The following is a 12,780-nucleotide window of genomic DNA, read 5'->3' on the forward strand; positions in this document are numbered from 1 at the left end:
TAAACACTTTGTAGGCTGTAGCCATAATCCTACAGTTGGTCGAAGGGGAAAAATTCACTTTTGTGACGTTTTATTTTAAATCGAAATAAGAAGATTGAATGTTATGAAATTGAAAACCCTGATTATTGCCCTGGTATCGATCCCGGCGCTAAATTTTGCAGCGGGTAGCGCGAACGGAGCAGTTATTCGTCCCGCCAAACAGACCGTAGAGGCGGCCAAAGCGACAGACAAGCTCATTCTCGTCATCAGCCAGTCTCACGAGGGCATGGCCGCCCATATACTCGAGAACCAGCACACTTCCCGATTCCTAGATGCTCACTTCATCATCGAACAGCAGACAAACCCAAGCGAGCAGGACCTGTACTTGATTTACAATCAGCAGCAGGAATTGGTCCACCGGGTGGCCAATGAGCCCTACCCGTACGAATTGGCGGTTAAAATCAAATGTGCCCTTAATCCCGACAAGCAATATTACACGCTGCTTGCCCGGTTCGACAATGGCGATCGCTCGGCTGCATTGTTGGAAAACCTCATCATGGGCTCGGCCGATGCGGGGGACCGGGAAAATGCACCCCGTTTGATGCAAGCATACCTACACACCCAAGCGTCGCCGATGACCCCAGCAGCGATCCGGTTGTTGGCCAAGCACACCAACACCAGTAACGACCCCGGTTTTGCCGTTTTGCTTAACGATATGGCTACGGCAGACCAGGTATTAGGCGCCGGAAAAACCGCGGAAAAAGTAGCTTCTATCATTTTCGATGAAGCATTCGCTCCGTACCTTAACGAGAAAAACGTTGATTTGGAGGCCCTCTCTGCCCAGGTTAAATTAACATACCCCCACGATAAACTCGCTCACCTCATTGATGGAATGGCTATCCAACTCATGGAAATACGCGAAGATTGGGACGGCCTCAAAGCGGCGATACCCACCTACCTCCGTACACACGGCCATCAATTGAGTAAAGCGATGCGCGATTACTACATATGGCTGAGCGAAAACAGCTAGCCATTTTATTCCAATAAATTCCGTATCTTTGCCCTTAGTTTCATAACAAGGGTCCGACCGGAATTGACAGGATGGAGACGGTTATGTAAGCATGCAGCGCGTTGTGAGTATGGCGCTTTAATCTCAACTTTCAACTTTGTAAATGGCGAAAATAACTACGCCTTAGCTGCCTAATTTAGAATTAGCACAGCTTTTGTCCCGCTTGCGCTTGGTTCCGTAGCGTAGCATCAGGGGCACCGAATTACGGAGCTGGTTGGCCTGTTGTTGTGGCAGGCCGATGAGATAAAGCAACTACGGAAAACGGTACAGGCAAGCATCCGGCCTTCCCTTTCCCGACAATTAAACGGAAGCTAAGCATGTAGAAAGCGTACGCTGTACCATGGCTGGACGAGAGTTCGAATCTCTCCGGATCCACTTTACAAAAACAAAACCCCTTGCCTAACGCGAGGGGTTTTGTTTTTTTGTATGAAGACCGATTTTGTAAAACAATTGCACAGCTTGTCGGTTTGTCCTTGCAGAACAATGAATAACACAAAAAAATAGCGAAATCTTTATGAGAAAGTTACTCTTCAGTGGGGTCAGTATCGCGTTGCTTGTTTTTTCATCGTGCTTGAAAAATGAAGGCTCCCAGCAAATGGTTACGGTATATTCCGATTTCTCCGAAGGTCAAGATGGCTGGCAGGCGGATTTTTCAGAATATAGCGGGGATAACGCCGAAACCTATGAGTTGGAGGAAGGAATAGCTCCGCTACCTGCGCCGTTGGATGAGGCACAATCGGCATACCGTATTTCGGGGATGAACCGCAGTGACGACCTTTTCATGTTCCTTACCAAACGCGTGCAGGGGTTAAAGCCGGGTGTACGGTACCACGGACGGTTCAAGATCCGGCTGGCATCCAACGCGCCGACTGGCGGCGTGGGTGCCGGTGGCGCTCCCGGCGAATCGGTAGGTTTGGGCGTTGGACTGACGGCCGACAAGCCCGTATCATCAGCCGATGAAGAGAATTTTTACCGCATGAACATCGGCAAAATACAACAATGCTGCACGGACGGCACCGATATGGTGGTTATAGGCGACGTCGCAAACGGCACAGACGGCGATGTATATACATCCATTGAGCGAACCGGTGGGTTTTCTGCCGAAACCGATCACCAGGGGGTCCTCTGGTTGGTGGTGGGTACCGATTCGGGTTTCGAGGGCAGAACCACCCTATATTACACCAGTATCGAGGTGGCACTCGAAGAAATATAAGCATTGCGGGGTTCGGGGCATACTTTTTTACCGAACCCCTTGATAATCAAAAATAATCTATCTACCTTTGCCGTCCTTAAAATAGTTTTAGGATAAAAGCAATAAATTAAAAAAAGGTAAATGCCTACTATTCAACAATTAGTTAGAAAAGGTAGAGTAGCTCTGGAAGACAAGAGTAAGTCCCCAGCGTTGGACAGCTGTCCACAGCGAAGAGGCGTATGCACACGCGTGTATACCACTACCCCTAAAAAACCAAACTCAGCAATGCGTAAAGTGGCGCGTGTACGTCTTACCAATGGTAAAGAGGTGAACGCCTACATTCCTGGTGAAGGCCACAACCTACAGGAACACTCTATCGTGTTGATCCGCGGCGGGCGGGTGAAAGACTTGCCTGGTGTGCGCTATCACATTATCCGTGGTGCGTTGGATACCTCGGGCGTTGCAGGACGTAACCAACGGCGCTCGAAATATGGCACAAAGCGTCCGAAACCAGGACAGGCTAAATAATTAAACGGAGGACAAGAAGATGAGAAAGTCAAAACCAAAAAAACGGATTATCCTGCCTGACCCGAAGTTTAATGAAACACAGGTAACCCGCTTTGTCAACAACATGATGGTTGACGGCAAGAAATCACTTGCTTACAGCATATTTTACAAGTCGATGGATTTGGTCGAAAAGAAGACCAGCGAAAACGGCTTGGAAACTTGGAAAAAAGCATTGAACAACGTCATGCCTGCAGTAGAAGTGAAGTCGCGCCGCGTAGGTGGAGCTAACTTCCAGGTTCCTACAGAGGTACGCCCGGAGCGTAAGATTGCTTTGGGCATGAAATGGTTGATCAGCTTCGCCCGCAAACGTGGCGAAAAGACCATGTACGAAAAACTGGCCGCTGAGATCATCTCTGCATCCAAAGGCGAAGGTGCTGCCGTTAAGAAAAAGGAAGACACCCACCGGATGGCCGAAGCCAATAAAGCATTCTCGCATTTCCGGTTTTAAGCATTAATAACACAGCACAAATGAACTTACACCGATTTTTAGAGGAAAGCAATCTTATCCACTAAAGTCGGTGTATTTTTTATGACGCAATTTGATCACATCCGCATACAGCGGATTATCTCAGAACATTATGTCAAGGGATTTAAAATACACAAGAAACATCGGTATTGCCGCGCACATTGATGCCGGTAAAACCACCACCACCGAGCGTATCCTGTTTTACTCCGGGGTAAACCACAAACTCGGCGAAACGCACGAAGGGTCGGCCACGACCGACTGGATGGCTCAGGAACAAGAACGCGGCATTACGATCACGTCGGCCGCCGTGACGGTAGACTGGAATTACCGGGGCCAAAAGTACCACATGAACATCATTGACACGCCTGGACACGTTGACTTTACCGTTGAGGTGAATCGTTCGTTGCGGGTGTTGGATGGGTTGGTATTTCTGTTTTCGGCTGTTGACGGCGTGGAGCCGCAATCCGAAACCAACTGGCGGTTGGCCAACAACTATAACGTAGCCCGGATAGGGTTTGTCAATAAAATGGACCGCTCGGGCGCAGATTTCCTGAACGTGGTTAAGCAAGTGAAGGAGATGCTCGGCTCAGAAGCTGTGCCTTTGCAATTGCCTATCGGTGCCGAAGATAACTTCAGAGGCGTAGTCGACCTGATCAACAACCGCGGTATCGTATGGAACGAGGAAGATAAAGGGATGACCTTTACGGAAGTTCCCATTCCCGACGATATGCTCGACGAAGTTGCCGAGTGGCGCGAGAAATTATTGGAGTCAGTAGCCGGCTATGACGAATCATTGATGGAGAAATTCTTCGATGACCCGAACTCGATTACGGAGCGTGAACTGCTGGATGCGTTGCGTAAAGCAGTGCTGGATAATAGCATCGTGCCCATGGTATGCGGTTCTTCCTTTAAGAATAAAGGCGTACAGACGATGCTCGATTTCGTGATGGAACTGCTGCCTTCGCCGATGGACCAAGAAGGCATAAGGGGTACCGACCCACGTACAGACGTTGAATTACTGCGTAAACCAGACGTGAAGGAACCTTTTTCTGCCTTAGCATTCAAGATTGCAACGGATCCCTTTGTAGGCCGCCTATGTTTTATCCGGGTGTATTCAGGCAGCTTGGACGCCGGGTCTTACGTGTACAACACCCGCTCGGATAACAAAGAACGTATCTCGCGCATTTTCCAAATGCATGCCAATAAGCAAAATCCGATTGCAAACATCAGCGCGGGTGATATCGGCGCAGTAGTAGGCTTCAAGGACATCAAAACCGGAGATACCCTATGCGATGAGAAGCACCCGATTATATTGGAATCCATGAACTTTCCAGACCCGGTTATCGGCTTGGCCATCGAACCGAAAACGCAGGCGGATATCGATAAATTGGGTGTAGGATTGAACAAACTGGCCGAGGAAGATCCTACGTTCCGTGTCCAAACGGACGAAGAGACTGGACAAACGGTCATTTCCGGCATGGGTGAACTTCATCTGGATATCCTCATCGATCGGTTGCGGCGTGAGTTTAAGGTTGAAGTGAACCAGGGCGCACCTCAGGTAGCCTACAAGGAAGCAATTACCGGAACGGTTCAGCACCGTGAAACTTACAAGAAACAAACGGGTGGCCGTGGTAAATTTGCAGACATCCAGTTTGTTGTTTCTCCGGTAGACGAAGATTATGACGTGAGCAAATCACCACTCCAATGGGTCAATGAAATCACCGGTGGTGCTATTCCTAAGGAGTACATTCCTTCCGTACAAAAAGGCTTCGAGTCTTCGATGGCAAACGGTGTATTGGCCGGCTTCCCGCTTACCGCGTTAAAGGTGCGTCTCATTGACGGGTCTTTCCATGCGGTCGACTCCGACTCGCTCTCTTTCGAAATTTGTGCGCGTTCCGCTTATCGCGAGGCTTTGCCGAAATGTAAACCCGTGCTTTTGGAGCCCATCATGAAAATTGAAGTGCTCACGCCAGAAGAAAACATGGGTGACGTAATGGGCGACCTTAACCGTCGCCGTGGTCAGCTGCAAGGTATGGATACCCGTGCCGGCGCACAGGTGATCAAAGCGCTTGTGCCACTTTCGGAAATGTTCGGATATGTAACCCAGCTACGTACGATTACGTCTGGACGGGCTACGTCCACGATGGAGTTCGACCACTATGCTGAGGCGCCTAAAAACGTACAAGAGGAAGTGATTGCCAAGGCAAAAGGAAAAATAAACGCTTAATTAACACGATAGGCTGCTTGGTTGTAAATAGCTCTAACGGGCAGCCTTCACTTTTAACTAAATAACATGAGCCAACGAATCAGAATCAAATTGAAATCGTACGATTACAATCTGGTGGATAAATCTGCCGAGAAAATCGTGAAAACAGTAAAACCCACAGGTGCTGTGGTAAGTGGTCCCATTCCCTTGCCAACAGAAAAGAAAGTATACACGGTTTTGCGTTCACCACACGTGAACAAAAAAGCCCGTGAACAATTCCAGCTCTGTGCATACAAACGACTGTTGGACATCTATAGCTCCAACTCCAAAACGGTAGACGCGCTGATGAAGCTTGAGCTACCCAGCGGTGTTGAGGTTGAAATCAAGGTGTGACGGTTTCATTGCAAACTAAAAAGGCCGGGCTCGTTTTACACGAGCCCGGCCTTTTTAGTTTAAACCTTTGTTTGGTTACAATTGAAAACCAACACCGAATGACAACACCCTGTTGGAAAACTTGTTGTCGCTGTTATCGCTTGGCGACAAGTTGGCCAAACCGAGGCCATAGCCTGCGTTGATAGTGAAACCACCCGCCAACCGGTAACCGGCCATAAAATTCAATCCGAAGTCAAATGCGTTCTGGTCCCTGTCATCACCACCGAAATCCAGGTCGTATTCGTTCTCGCCACCTACGTCTCCTACATTCCCTTTAGCCTTCACCTTTCCACTCAGCGAATAAGCAGCATACGGTCCAGCCCCCAGGAATACCGATCCAGCACCGCCCGTAGGGATGTAGTAAACGGCATTCACTGGAATCTCCAGATCCATCACATTGTTTGTCACACTACCATCCAGCCCATCCCCGTCGTACGAGAACTTGCTCCCTTTACCCTGCAAAGAGATGCCCGGCTGAATCGAGAACTGCGGTGCCACGGGCAAATCCGCATATCCTGTGAGATAAAAAGAAGGGTTCATCTTCTGGTAGTCCTTTGCCTCATCCGGCACGTTGCTATACTTCCCCAAATTCACGCCTGCCTTCACACCAAAGCTGGTCTCCTGGGCAAAAGCCCCTATTGAAACACCTAATGCAATTAATACTGATAATAACTTTTTCATTTCTACTTTCTCCTTTTCGTTTATACTCGTGTTTAAAACTTAGACAGTGAATTACAAGATATGCGCCACGATTGGCCACGCTTGCTTAATCAATTAATTATCAGTCGTCTATATTTCAAACGAATCATTTGGGCGAGTGTATGGATTATTATACACTAATGGAATTAAATGCATCACGTCTTTCCTATTATCAATAATTTATCTTAGCTTTGCAGTCCTTTAGCGAAGGGTCGGGTGGCCGAGTGGCTAGGCAGAGGTCTGCAAAACCTTTTACAGCGGTTCGAATCCGCTTCCGACCTCGTTTTTATGACAAAAGAATAAAAAAATGGGAGTTACACGCTTAAAAAGAAAAGACAGAAGAAATAAGGTCGTAGCAAAGAACGAAGTACAGTTTTTGAAACTTGGCCGCAACCTTGAGACCGGCAGCCGTTCTAAAATGCCGGCCGGCAGCCAGATTGTTAAGAACAACGCTGTCCTTGACCAACTGGAAGCAGCATTGAAAAAATAAGCCTACCGTTTGGTTCGGCTTTTCTAACGACTTTTTAACATATCCGCCATTTGGCGGATTTTTTCTTTTGCAGACACCCAGGTGGTGTCGCCCATCCCTCCGACCTCACCACCGAGATCACCCATCGTACTTTCCTGTTCGACCTTGGCCGACGTGTGGAACGAACTAGCCCCGGTAGATGCCACGATTTGAAGGATGTTTTCTTCGTTGATACCCGACCCGGGCATCACTTCGATCCGACCATTGGCTTGTTCAACCAGTCGCGCGATCGTTTCGGCGCCTTCCGCAGCCGTGTCTTTCATGCCCGATGTGAGCAGACGGTCGCAACCGAGGCCGATAATGACTTCCAAAGCTTCGAACGGGTCCCGGCAGCGGTCAAATGCCCGGTGAAAGGTCACGTGCATGGGCCGAGCAAGCTCAATCAGTTCGGCCATACGTACGGTATCGACCTGCCCATCTACGAGCAACATACCGATAACCACCCCATCGCATTTCGCCTCCTTACAAAACATAATATCCGCTTTCATTTCTAAAAACTCGATATCAGAATACAGAAAACCGCCCGCCCGCGGCCGGATAAGGACGTGTACACCGATAGACAGACCTCCACGGGCAAGCCACACCTGTCCCAATGAGGGTGTCGTTCCGCCCGATTCAAGGTTCTGGCAGAGTTCCACGCGGTCGGCACCGCCTTCCTGCGCATTCAAAGCTGATAATACCGAATTGGCACAAATCTCTAATTGGTAGGTTTTACTCATGGTTCTTTTGATTGTTTGTTGCCCCAAACCTAGGTAAATTAACTTTTATATGCAATGCGGCAAAGCAAAAATCGCATCCAACAAATCCTTATCTTTACCGCTGTATGCGCGAATCGTTCGATATCATCGTCATCGGCAGTGGTCTGGGGGGGCTCGTCTGTGCCACGATTTTGGCCAAAGAAGGGCTCAGCGTATTGGTATTGGAAAAAAACAAGCAATACGGCGGTAATCTCCAGACGTTCGTGCGCAACCGATGTATTTTCGATACAGGGGTGCACTACCTGGGCGGACTAGAAACGGGCCAAAACCTTTACCAGTATTTCAACTATCTCGGTATCGCCGACAAGCTCCGTCTAAAACGGATGGACCGGGATGGCTTCGACCGGATCACCTTCGACAATGACGCTAACGAATACCCTTACGCACAAGGCGGCGCAAACTTCATCGATCAGCTCTGCCGGTATTTTCCCGACGAGCGAAGCGGTATCACTCAGTTTTACAGTCGGGTGCAAACGGTTTGCCAACAATTTCCGCTCTATCACCTCGACGGCCAAGCCACCTACCAATGGGACGAGGAAACATTGGGTTTGAAAGTCCGCGATGTGATAAACAACTGTACCACCAATCCGAAATTGCGTGCCGTCCTCGCTGGTGCTAACCTGTTGTATGCCGGCGTGGCCGAGAAAACGCCTTTTTTTGTGCATGCACTATCGATTAACTCTTACATCGAAAGTGCGTGGCGGTGCATAAACGGTGGTAGCCAGATTGCCAAGCTGCTCATCAAGGAAATCCATAAAAACGGTGGCAAAACACTCAAATATAAAGAGGTGTCTCAATTCCACATCGAAAGCGACCTGCTCCGGGCGGTAACAACCAGCGACGGAAAAACGTATCGGGCGAAAACATTCGTCTCCAACATCGATCCGAAGCAAACACTTCGCCTCATGGGCGATTACCCCATAAGGAAATCGTACGCCAACCACATCCGGCAGGCGGAAGATACCATTTCATCGTTCAGCCTCTATATCGTGCTGAAGCCCGGCCGCGTTCCTTACCTCAACCACAATTTCTACCATTTCAAAGACGAAGCCAGCGTATGGGGCAATATCGATTACCGCGAGGCCGATTGGCCCCGGGGGTACATGGTGTCGATGAACGCAAAAAGCGCGAACGACCGATGGGCAGAGGCAATGACCGTATTCACGTACATGCGGTATGATGAAGTAGCCAAATGGGCAACCACCCATAATACGGTCGCATCGACAACTGACCGGGGACATGGTTACGAGCAATTCAAACAACGGAAAACGGAGGCCATGCTCAACGAGCTGGAAAAGAAATTCCCCGACTTACGGAAGCACATCCGAGCCACATACACGTCTACCCCACTCACCTACCGCGATTATATCGGCAGCGAAACGGGTGGGATGTACGGCTTCGTAAAGGACGCTAACCAGCCGTTGAAAAACAACCTCCCTCCCCGCACCAAGGTCAAGAACCTGTTGCTCACCGGACAAAGTGTCAACATGCATGGCATCCTGGGGGTAACCATTTGTGCCGTGCTAACCTGTTCGGAAATACTGGGCAGGGAATACCTCCTTCAGAAAATCAATAAAAAAAACGGATTGAAAACCCTCGATGTATATGACAGCGCTTAATCTCACCCCCCTCGAACGTATACAGCCGATACCCAAACAGGAATTCCTCAAACGATACTACCGCACGCAACAGCCGGTACTCATCGAACGTCTCACCGATACGTGGAACGGAAAATGGACATTTGACCATATCAAAGCCCTCGCTGGCGAGCAGACCGTCCCGTTATATAATAACAAGCCTGCCGAAGGGAAGGAAAGTGTTTATGAACCGGTGATGAAAATGCGGTTTGGCGATTATATCGATTTGCTCAAAACGGAACCGACCGATCTCCGGATTTTTTTCTACACGCTGAAGGACCATTGCCCGCAGTTACTCGAAGACTTCGAGTACCCCGATATCGGGCTGAAATTCTTCAAACGGTTACCGGCGTTGTTCTTTGGCGGTGGACTATCCAAGGTTTTCCCTCATTACGACATCGATTTACCAGACAACCTACACATCCATTTCGAGGGCAATAAACGGGTCGTACTCTTTGGACCTGACCAAAGCAAAAACCTGTACAAGGTGCCCTTTTCGATACATAATATCGACAAGATAGACTTGGACCATCCCGACTTCGAACAATACCCCGCACTGAAGAACGTACAAGGGTATGAAGTGCATATGAAACACGGCGATGCCCTTTATATACCGAGCGGATGGTGGCATTACATCACCTACCTCGACGGCGGCTTTTCCATGACGCTGCGGGCGCTACCGCGTACCCCGCGGCGGATGACACAAATGCTATATAATGTCTTCGTGATGCGGGTTGTGGACAACACCATGCGGAAGTTACGGGGTCAAAACTGGCTAGACTTCAAGGAACGGTGGGCCTATCGGCGAACGCAGCGGGCGCTATCAAAAAACGTGCTCTCCAGCCACTAGCAAATCTTGCTGGTTTGCATCGCAAACCGCATACGAGAAACCTTTTTGCAAGGAGAATGCCCCATACTCGCCCTTCTTATTCAACGCCAGAAAGCCGACCTGGATTTTCTTTGCAGTTTCGGGCTTCTTGTTGATGATACGCTCTACGGCTTCGCGGCACGCGTCGCGCGGTGACCGTCCCTGCCGCATCAGTTCCACGACCAAAAAGCTGCCCACGGTGCGGATTACCTCTTCGCCAACGCCCGTCGCAGTGGCGCCACCCACCTCATTATCCACATAAAGGCCTGCGCCGATAATGGGGCTGTCTCCTACCCGGCCCCGCATTTTAAAAGCCATACCACTGGTGGTACACGCGCCGGAAAGGTTACTGCTGCTATCCAATGCCAGCATACCGATGGTATCGTGGTTGTATCGGTTGCCCGGCAGCCTATCCGTGGCGAACGATTTGTTTTCAATGTTGATAACGGGCTCATATTTACCTTCCTTAAGCCACGCCTTCCAAGCGGCCTCGCTTTCGGGTGTGAGGAGTTCCTCTCGTTCAAACCCGTTTTCCAGGGCAAACTGTAGCGCCCCTTCACCCACGAGCATCACATGGGGTGTCTTTTCCATCACCAGTCGCGCTACGGAAATCGGATGGGCAATATGTTCCAACGCCGCGACAGACCCACAATTACCCTGATCGTCCATGATACATGCATCCAGTGTGACATGGCCGTCGCGGTCCGGATACCCACCTTTACCCACGGTGAGGTTCGACAAGTCGGCCTCTGGTACCCGGACACCGGCTTCCACGGCATCCAAAGCGCTCCCGCCGTCCTTCAGTATCGGCCAAGCGGCTTGGTTGGCCGCCACACCGAAATCCCATGTCGAGATTACGATGGGTTTGTTGACCGTACCCCCTGAAGTTTGCCTTTCAGCGCAGGCCGTCGCTATCGCGCCCATGGAAAGTACCGAAGCACCGATGGTCCCGGTTTTTATAAAAGTCCTTCTGTCGATCATCCTTTGTTTTTTCGCTTTGCCTCGGCCCAGCCTTACGATATGCCTATTCATGCGGTAATTCCCACGCTTAAAACGATTTTTCTCATAATAATTGTTCAATAACGAATTATCACTTAACTTCGTACAAAACGTATCTGAGCATGAAAATCCTATATATATTTCTAATAACACTACTCCATTGGTCTCCCGGCTTAACAGCGCACGCGCAGGTTTCTGTGCAGGATTCTACTGAATACCACAAAATAACGCACATTATCGAAGAAGTAAAAGCCGAATATGCGCCCGACAAACGGACAGCCCTTTTTGAGCTGCAGTCGCCGGAAGACGGCTCGTCAGCCCGATACGAAGTGATTACGACAGAAGCGGAGGCATTGCCTTCTTTCCGAGAACGGCTGGCCGATCATCACATTGCTGAAACAAAGATAACGATAAATCTATTGCCCGATAGCGGCGTAGGGGAGAATGTTTCGGGGATAGTCAACCTTTCCGTTGCCAACTTGCGCGTCACGCCGGGGAACCAGGCGGAATTAGCATCGCAGGTACTGTTGGGCGCCACGGTTGACCTGCTGCAAAAGCAACACGGTTACTACCGCGTCCGTACCCCGGAAGGGTACATTGCCTGGGTGGCTACATCGTCCATCACCCCCATGACACCGTTGGAAGTAAAGCGATGGAAATCGGCTAATAGAGTGATTGTCACGGCCGACTTCGGGTATTCCTATTCGCAGCCCGACCACCAATCGCTTCGGGTGTCAGACTTGGTGATGGGCAATTTACTGACCACCTTGGGCCAGTCGGGCAACTTTTACCATGTACAATACCCCGACGGCCGCCTTGCTTACGTCGACAATGAACTGGTCCGCCCATTTGATGCATGGTTGGGTACACGGGAGGTCACCGCCGAAAACGTGCTGACCATTGCCAAATCGATGATGGGGGTACCCTACCTTTGGGGGGGCACCTCGGTAAAAGGTGTCGACTGCAGTGGTTTTACCAAAACAGCCTACCTGATGAACGGGGTGATCATCCCGCGCGATGCTTCGCAGCAGGTGCTGGTCGGCGAGCCCATCGACATCTTATCGGCCGGTGAATTAGACATCCGTAAAGCACTCCGGAACCTGCGTCCGGCCGACCTGCTTTTTTTCGCTTCGGGCAAAGGGCGGTCGCCCGATGCGCGCATTACCCATGTCGCTTTATACTTGGGCAAGGGTGAGTTTATTCATGCTGCGGGCACCGTACGCATCAATAGCATGCTCCCCAATGCGCCCAATTACAGCGATTTCCAATCACGCACATTAGTGAGCGCCCGGAGGTATGTGGGACAAGACGACCCGGGTCTGCAACCCGTCGCTTCAAACTCGTTTTACCAGTCGGCCACGACAGACAACCGCTAATAG

General features: G+C 50.0%; 13 protein-coding genes, 1 tRNA gene and 1 other RNA gene. 12 read left to right on the forward strand and 3 right to left on the reverse strand.

Annotation, left to right across the window (positions count from 1 at the left end):
- Window positions 1-103 precede the first annotated feature (103 nt).
- The 7 genes from U9S71_RS15400 (at window position 104) to rpsJ (ending at window position 5,872) form a co-directional block, all read left to right on the forward strand.
- On the forward strand, window positions 104-1,009 hold the full coding sequence (locus U9S71_RS15400) for a hypothetical protein (protein WP_326328477.1): 906 nt from the start codon (window positions 104-106) through the stop codon (window positions 1,007-1,009).
- 49 nt (window positions 1,010-1,058) lie between these two features.
- Window positions 1,059-1,426, forward strand: a transfer-messenger RNA (tmRNA) gene (ssrA, locus tag U9S71_RS15405).
- A 136-nt stretch (window positions 1,427-1,562) separates the two neighbouring features.
- Entirely contained in the window at window positions 1,563-2,261 is a 699-nt protein-coding gene (locus tag U9S71_RS15410) for a hypothetical protein (RefSeq protein ID WP_326328479.1), read from the forward strand.
- Between the two features lie 120 nt (window positions 2,262-2,381).
- Entirely contained in the window at window positions 2,382-2,768 is a 387-nt protein-coding gene (gene rpsL, locus U9S71_RS15415) for a 30S ribosomal protein S12 (protein ID WP_257657656.1), read from the forward strand.
- A 19-nt stretch (window positions 2,769-2,787) separates the two neighbouring features.
- Window positions 2,788-3,255: a 30S ribosomal protein S7 gene (gene rpsG / locus U9S71_RS15420; protein WP_326328483.1), complete on the forward strand. Its 468-nt coding sequence runs from the start codon at window positions 2,788-2,790 to the stop codon at window positions 3,253-3,255.
- A gap of 130 nt (window positions 3,256-3,385) precedes the next feature.
- The gene (gene fusA, locus U9S71_RS15425; RefSeq protein ID WP_326328485.1) at window positions 3,386-5,500 is read left to right on the forward strand and encodes an elongation factor G; all 2,115 of its coding nucleotides are present in this window, start codon (window positions 3,386-3,388) and stop codon (window positions 5,498-5,500) included.
- Between the two features lie 66 nt (window positions 5,501-5,566).
- Complete coding sequence (gene rpsJ, locus U9S71_RS15430) at window positions 5,567-5,872, forward strand: 30S ribosomal protein S10 (protein WP_090632042.1); 306 nt, start codon at window positions 5,567-5,569, stop codon at window positions 5,870-5,872.
- A gap of 75 nt (window positions 5,873-5,947) precedes the next feature.
- Here the strand turns inward: rpsJ and U9S71_RS15435 are convergent, their stop codons facing one another.
- Window positions 5,948-6,592 (reverse strand): porin family protein, encoded by a 645-nt coding sequence (locus tag U9S71_RS15435; RefSeq protein WP_326328486.1) that lies wholly within the window; start codon window positions 6,590-6,592, stop codon window positions 5,948-5,950.
- Between the two features lie 228 nt (window positions 6,593-6,820).
- Here U9S71_RS15435 and U9S71_RS15440 point away from each other — a divergent pair.
- Together U9S71_RS15440 and U9S71_RS15445 are read left to right on the forward strand one after the other, a co-directional pair.
- Window positions 6,821-6,891 (forward strand) — tRNA-Cys (locus U9S71_RS15440).
- Window positions 6,892-6,917: 26 nt separating this feature from the next.
- Window positions 6,918-7,100 (forward strand): spore protein, encoded by a 183-nt coding sequence (locus U9S71_RS15445; protein ID WP_326328488.1) that lies wholly within the window; start codon window positions 6,918-6,920, stop codon window positions 7,098-7,100.
- A gap of 23 nt (window positions 7,101-7,123) precedes the next feature.
- On the opposite strand, the gene U9S71_RS15450 is transcribed toward U9S71_RS15445, so the two are convergent.
- Complete coding sequence (locus U9S71_RS15450) at window positions 7,124-7,858, reverse strand: copper homeostasis protein CutC (RefSeq protein WP_326328489.1); 735 nt, start codon at window positions 7,856-7,858, stop codon at window positions 7,124-7,126.
- Window positions 7,859-7,962: 104 nt separating this feature from the next.
- Between U9S71_RS15450 and U9S71_RS15455 the strand changes: the two genes are divergently transcribed.
- Together U9S71_RS15455 and U9S71_RS15460 are read left to right on the forward strand one after the other, a co-directional pair.
- Window positions 7,963-9,516 carry a phytoene desaturase family protein gene (locus U9S71_RS15455; RefSeq protein WP_326328490.1) on the forward strand — a complete coding sequence of 518 codons (1,554 nt, stop codon included), beginning with the start codon at window positions 7,963-7,965 and terminating at the stop codon, window positions 9,514-9,516.
- The gene (locus U9S71_RS15460) at window positions 9,503-10,384 is read left to right on the forward strand and encodes a cupin-like domain-containing protein (RefSeq protein WP_326328491.1); all 882 of its coding nucleotides are present in this window, start codon (window positions 9,503-9,505) and stop codon (window positions 10,382-10,384) included. The genes U9S71_RS15455 and U9S71_RS15460 overlap by 14 nt, the downstream gene beginning before the upstream one ends.
- On the opposite strand, the gene U9S71_RS15465 is transcribed toward U9S71_RS15460, so the two are convergent.
- The gene (locus tag U9S71_RS15465) at window positions 10,358-11,383 is read right to left on the reverse strand and encodes a glycosylasparaginase (protein WP_326328629.1); all 1,026 of its coding nucleotides are present in this window, start codon (window positions 11,381-11,383) and stop codon (window positions 10,358-10,360) included. The genes U9S71_RS15460 and U9S71_RS15465 overlap by 27 nt on opposite strands.
- 140 nt (window positions 11,384-11,523) lie before the next feature.
- On the opposite strand from U9S71_RS15465, the gene U9S71_RS15470 reads away from it, so the two are divergent.
- Window positions 11,524-12,777, forward strand: coding sequence for a C40 family peptidase (locus tag U9S71_RS15470; RefSeq protein WP_326328492.1), 1,254 nt, complete (start codon window positions 11,524-11,526; stop codon window positions 12,775-12,777).
- Window positions 12,778-12,780 lie beyond the last annotated feature (3 nt).

The sequence above is a fragment of the Parapedobacter flavus genome (assembly GCF_035818675.1).
GTDB classification, from domain to species: Bacteria; Bacteroidota; Bacteroidia; order Sphingobacteriales; family Sphingobacteriaceae; genus Parapedobacter; species Parapedobacter flavus.

Bases quoted from the DNA above. Each gene is read 5' to 3' on its own strand.
- rpsJ (WP_090632042.1), top strand. From the start codon at position 5,567: ATGAGCCAACGAATCAGAATCAAATTGAAATCGTACGATTACAATCTG.
- U9S71_RS15450 (WP_326328489.1), bottom strand. From the start codon at position 7,858: ATGAGTAAAACCTACCAATTAGAGATTTGTGCCAATTCGGTATTATCA.
- U9S71_RS15455 (WP_326328490.1), top strand. From the start codon at position 7,963: ATGCGCGAATCGTTCGATATCATCGTCATCGGCAGTGGTCTGGGGGGG.
- U9S71_RS15410 (WP_326328479.1), top strand. From the start codon at position 1,563: ATGAGAAAGTTACTCTTCAGTGGGGTCAGTATCGCGTTGCTTGTTTTT.
- U9S71_RS15435 (WP_326328486.1), bottom strand. From the start codon at position 6,592: ATGAAAAAGTTATTATCAGTATTAATTGCATTAGGTGTTTCAATAGGG.
- U9S71_RS15400 (WP_326328477.1), top strand. From the start codon at position 104: ATGAAATTGAAAACCCTGATTATTGCCCTGGTATCGATCCCGGCGCTA.
- fusA (WP_326328485.1), top strand. From the start codon at position 3,386: ATGTCAAGGGATTTAAAATACACAAGAAACATCGGTATTGCCGCGCAC.
- rpsL (WP_257657656.1), top strand. From the start codon at position 2,382: ATGCCTACTATTCAACAATTAGTTAGAAAAGGTAGAGTAGCTCTGGAA.
- U9S71_RS15465 (WP_326328629.1), bottom strand. From the start codon at position 11,383: ATGATCGACAGAAGGACTTTTATAAAAACCGGGACCATCGGTGCTTCG.
- U9S71_RS15460 (WP_326328491.1), top strand. From the start codon at position 9,503: ATGACAGCGCTTAATCTCACCCCCCTCGAACGTATACAGCCGATACCC.
- U9S71_RS15445 (WP_326328488.1), top strand. From the start codon at position 6,918: ATGGGAGTTACACGCTTAAAAAGAAAAGACAGAAGAAATAAGGTCGTA.
- rpsG (WP_326328483.1), top strand. From the start codon at position 2,788: ATGAGAAAGTCAAAACCAAAAAAACGGATTATCCTGCCTGACCCGAAG.
- U9S71_RS15470 (WP_326328492.1), top strand. From the start codon at position 11,524: ATGAAAATCCTATATATATTTCTAATAACACTACTCCATTGGTCTCCC.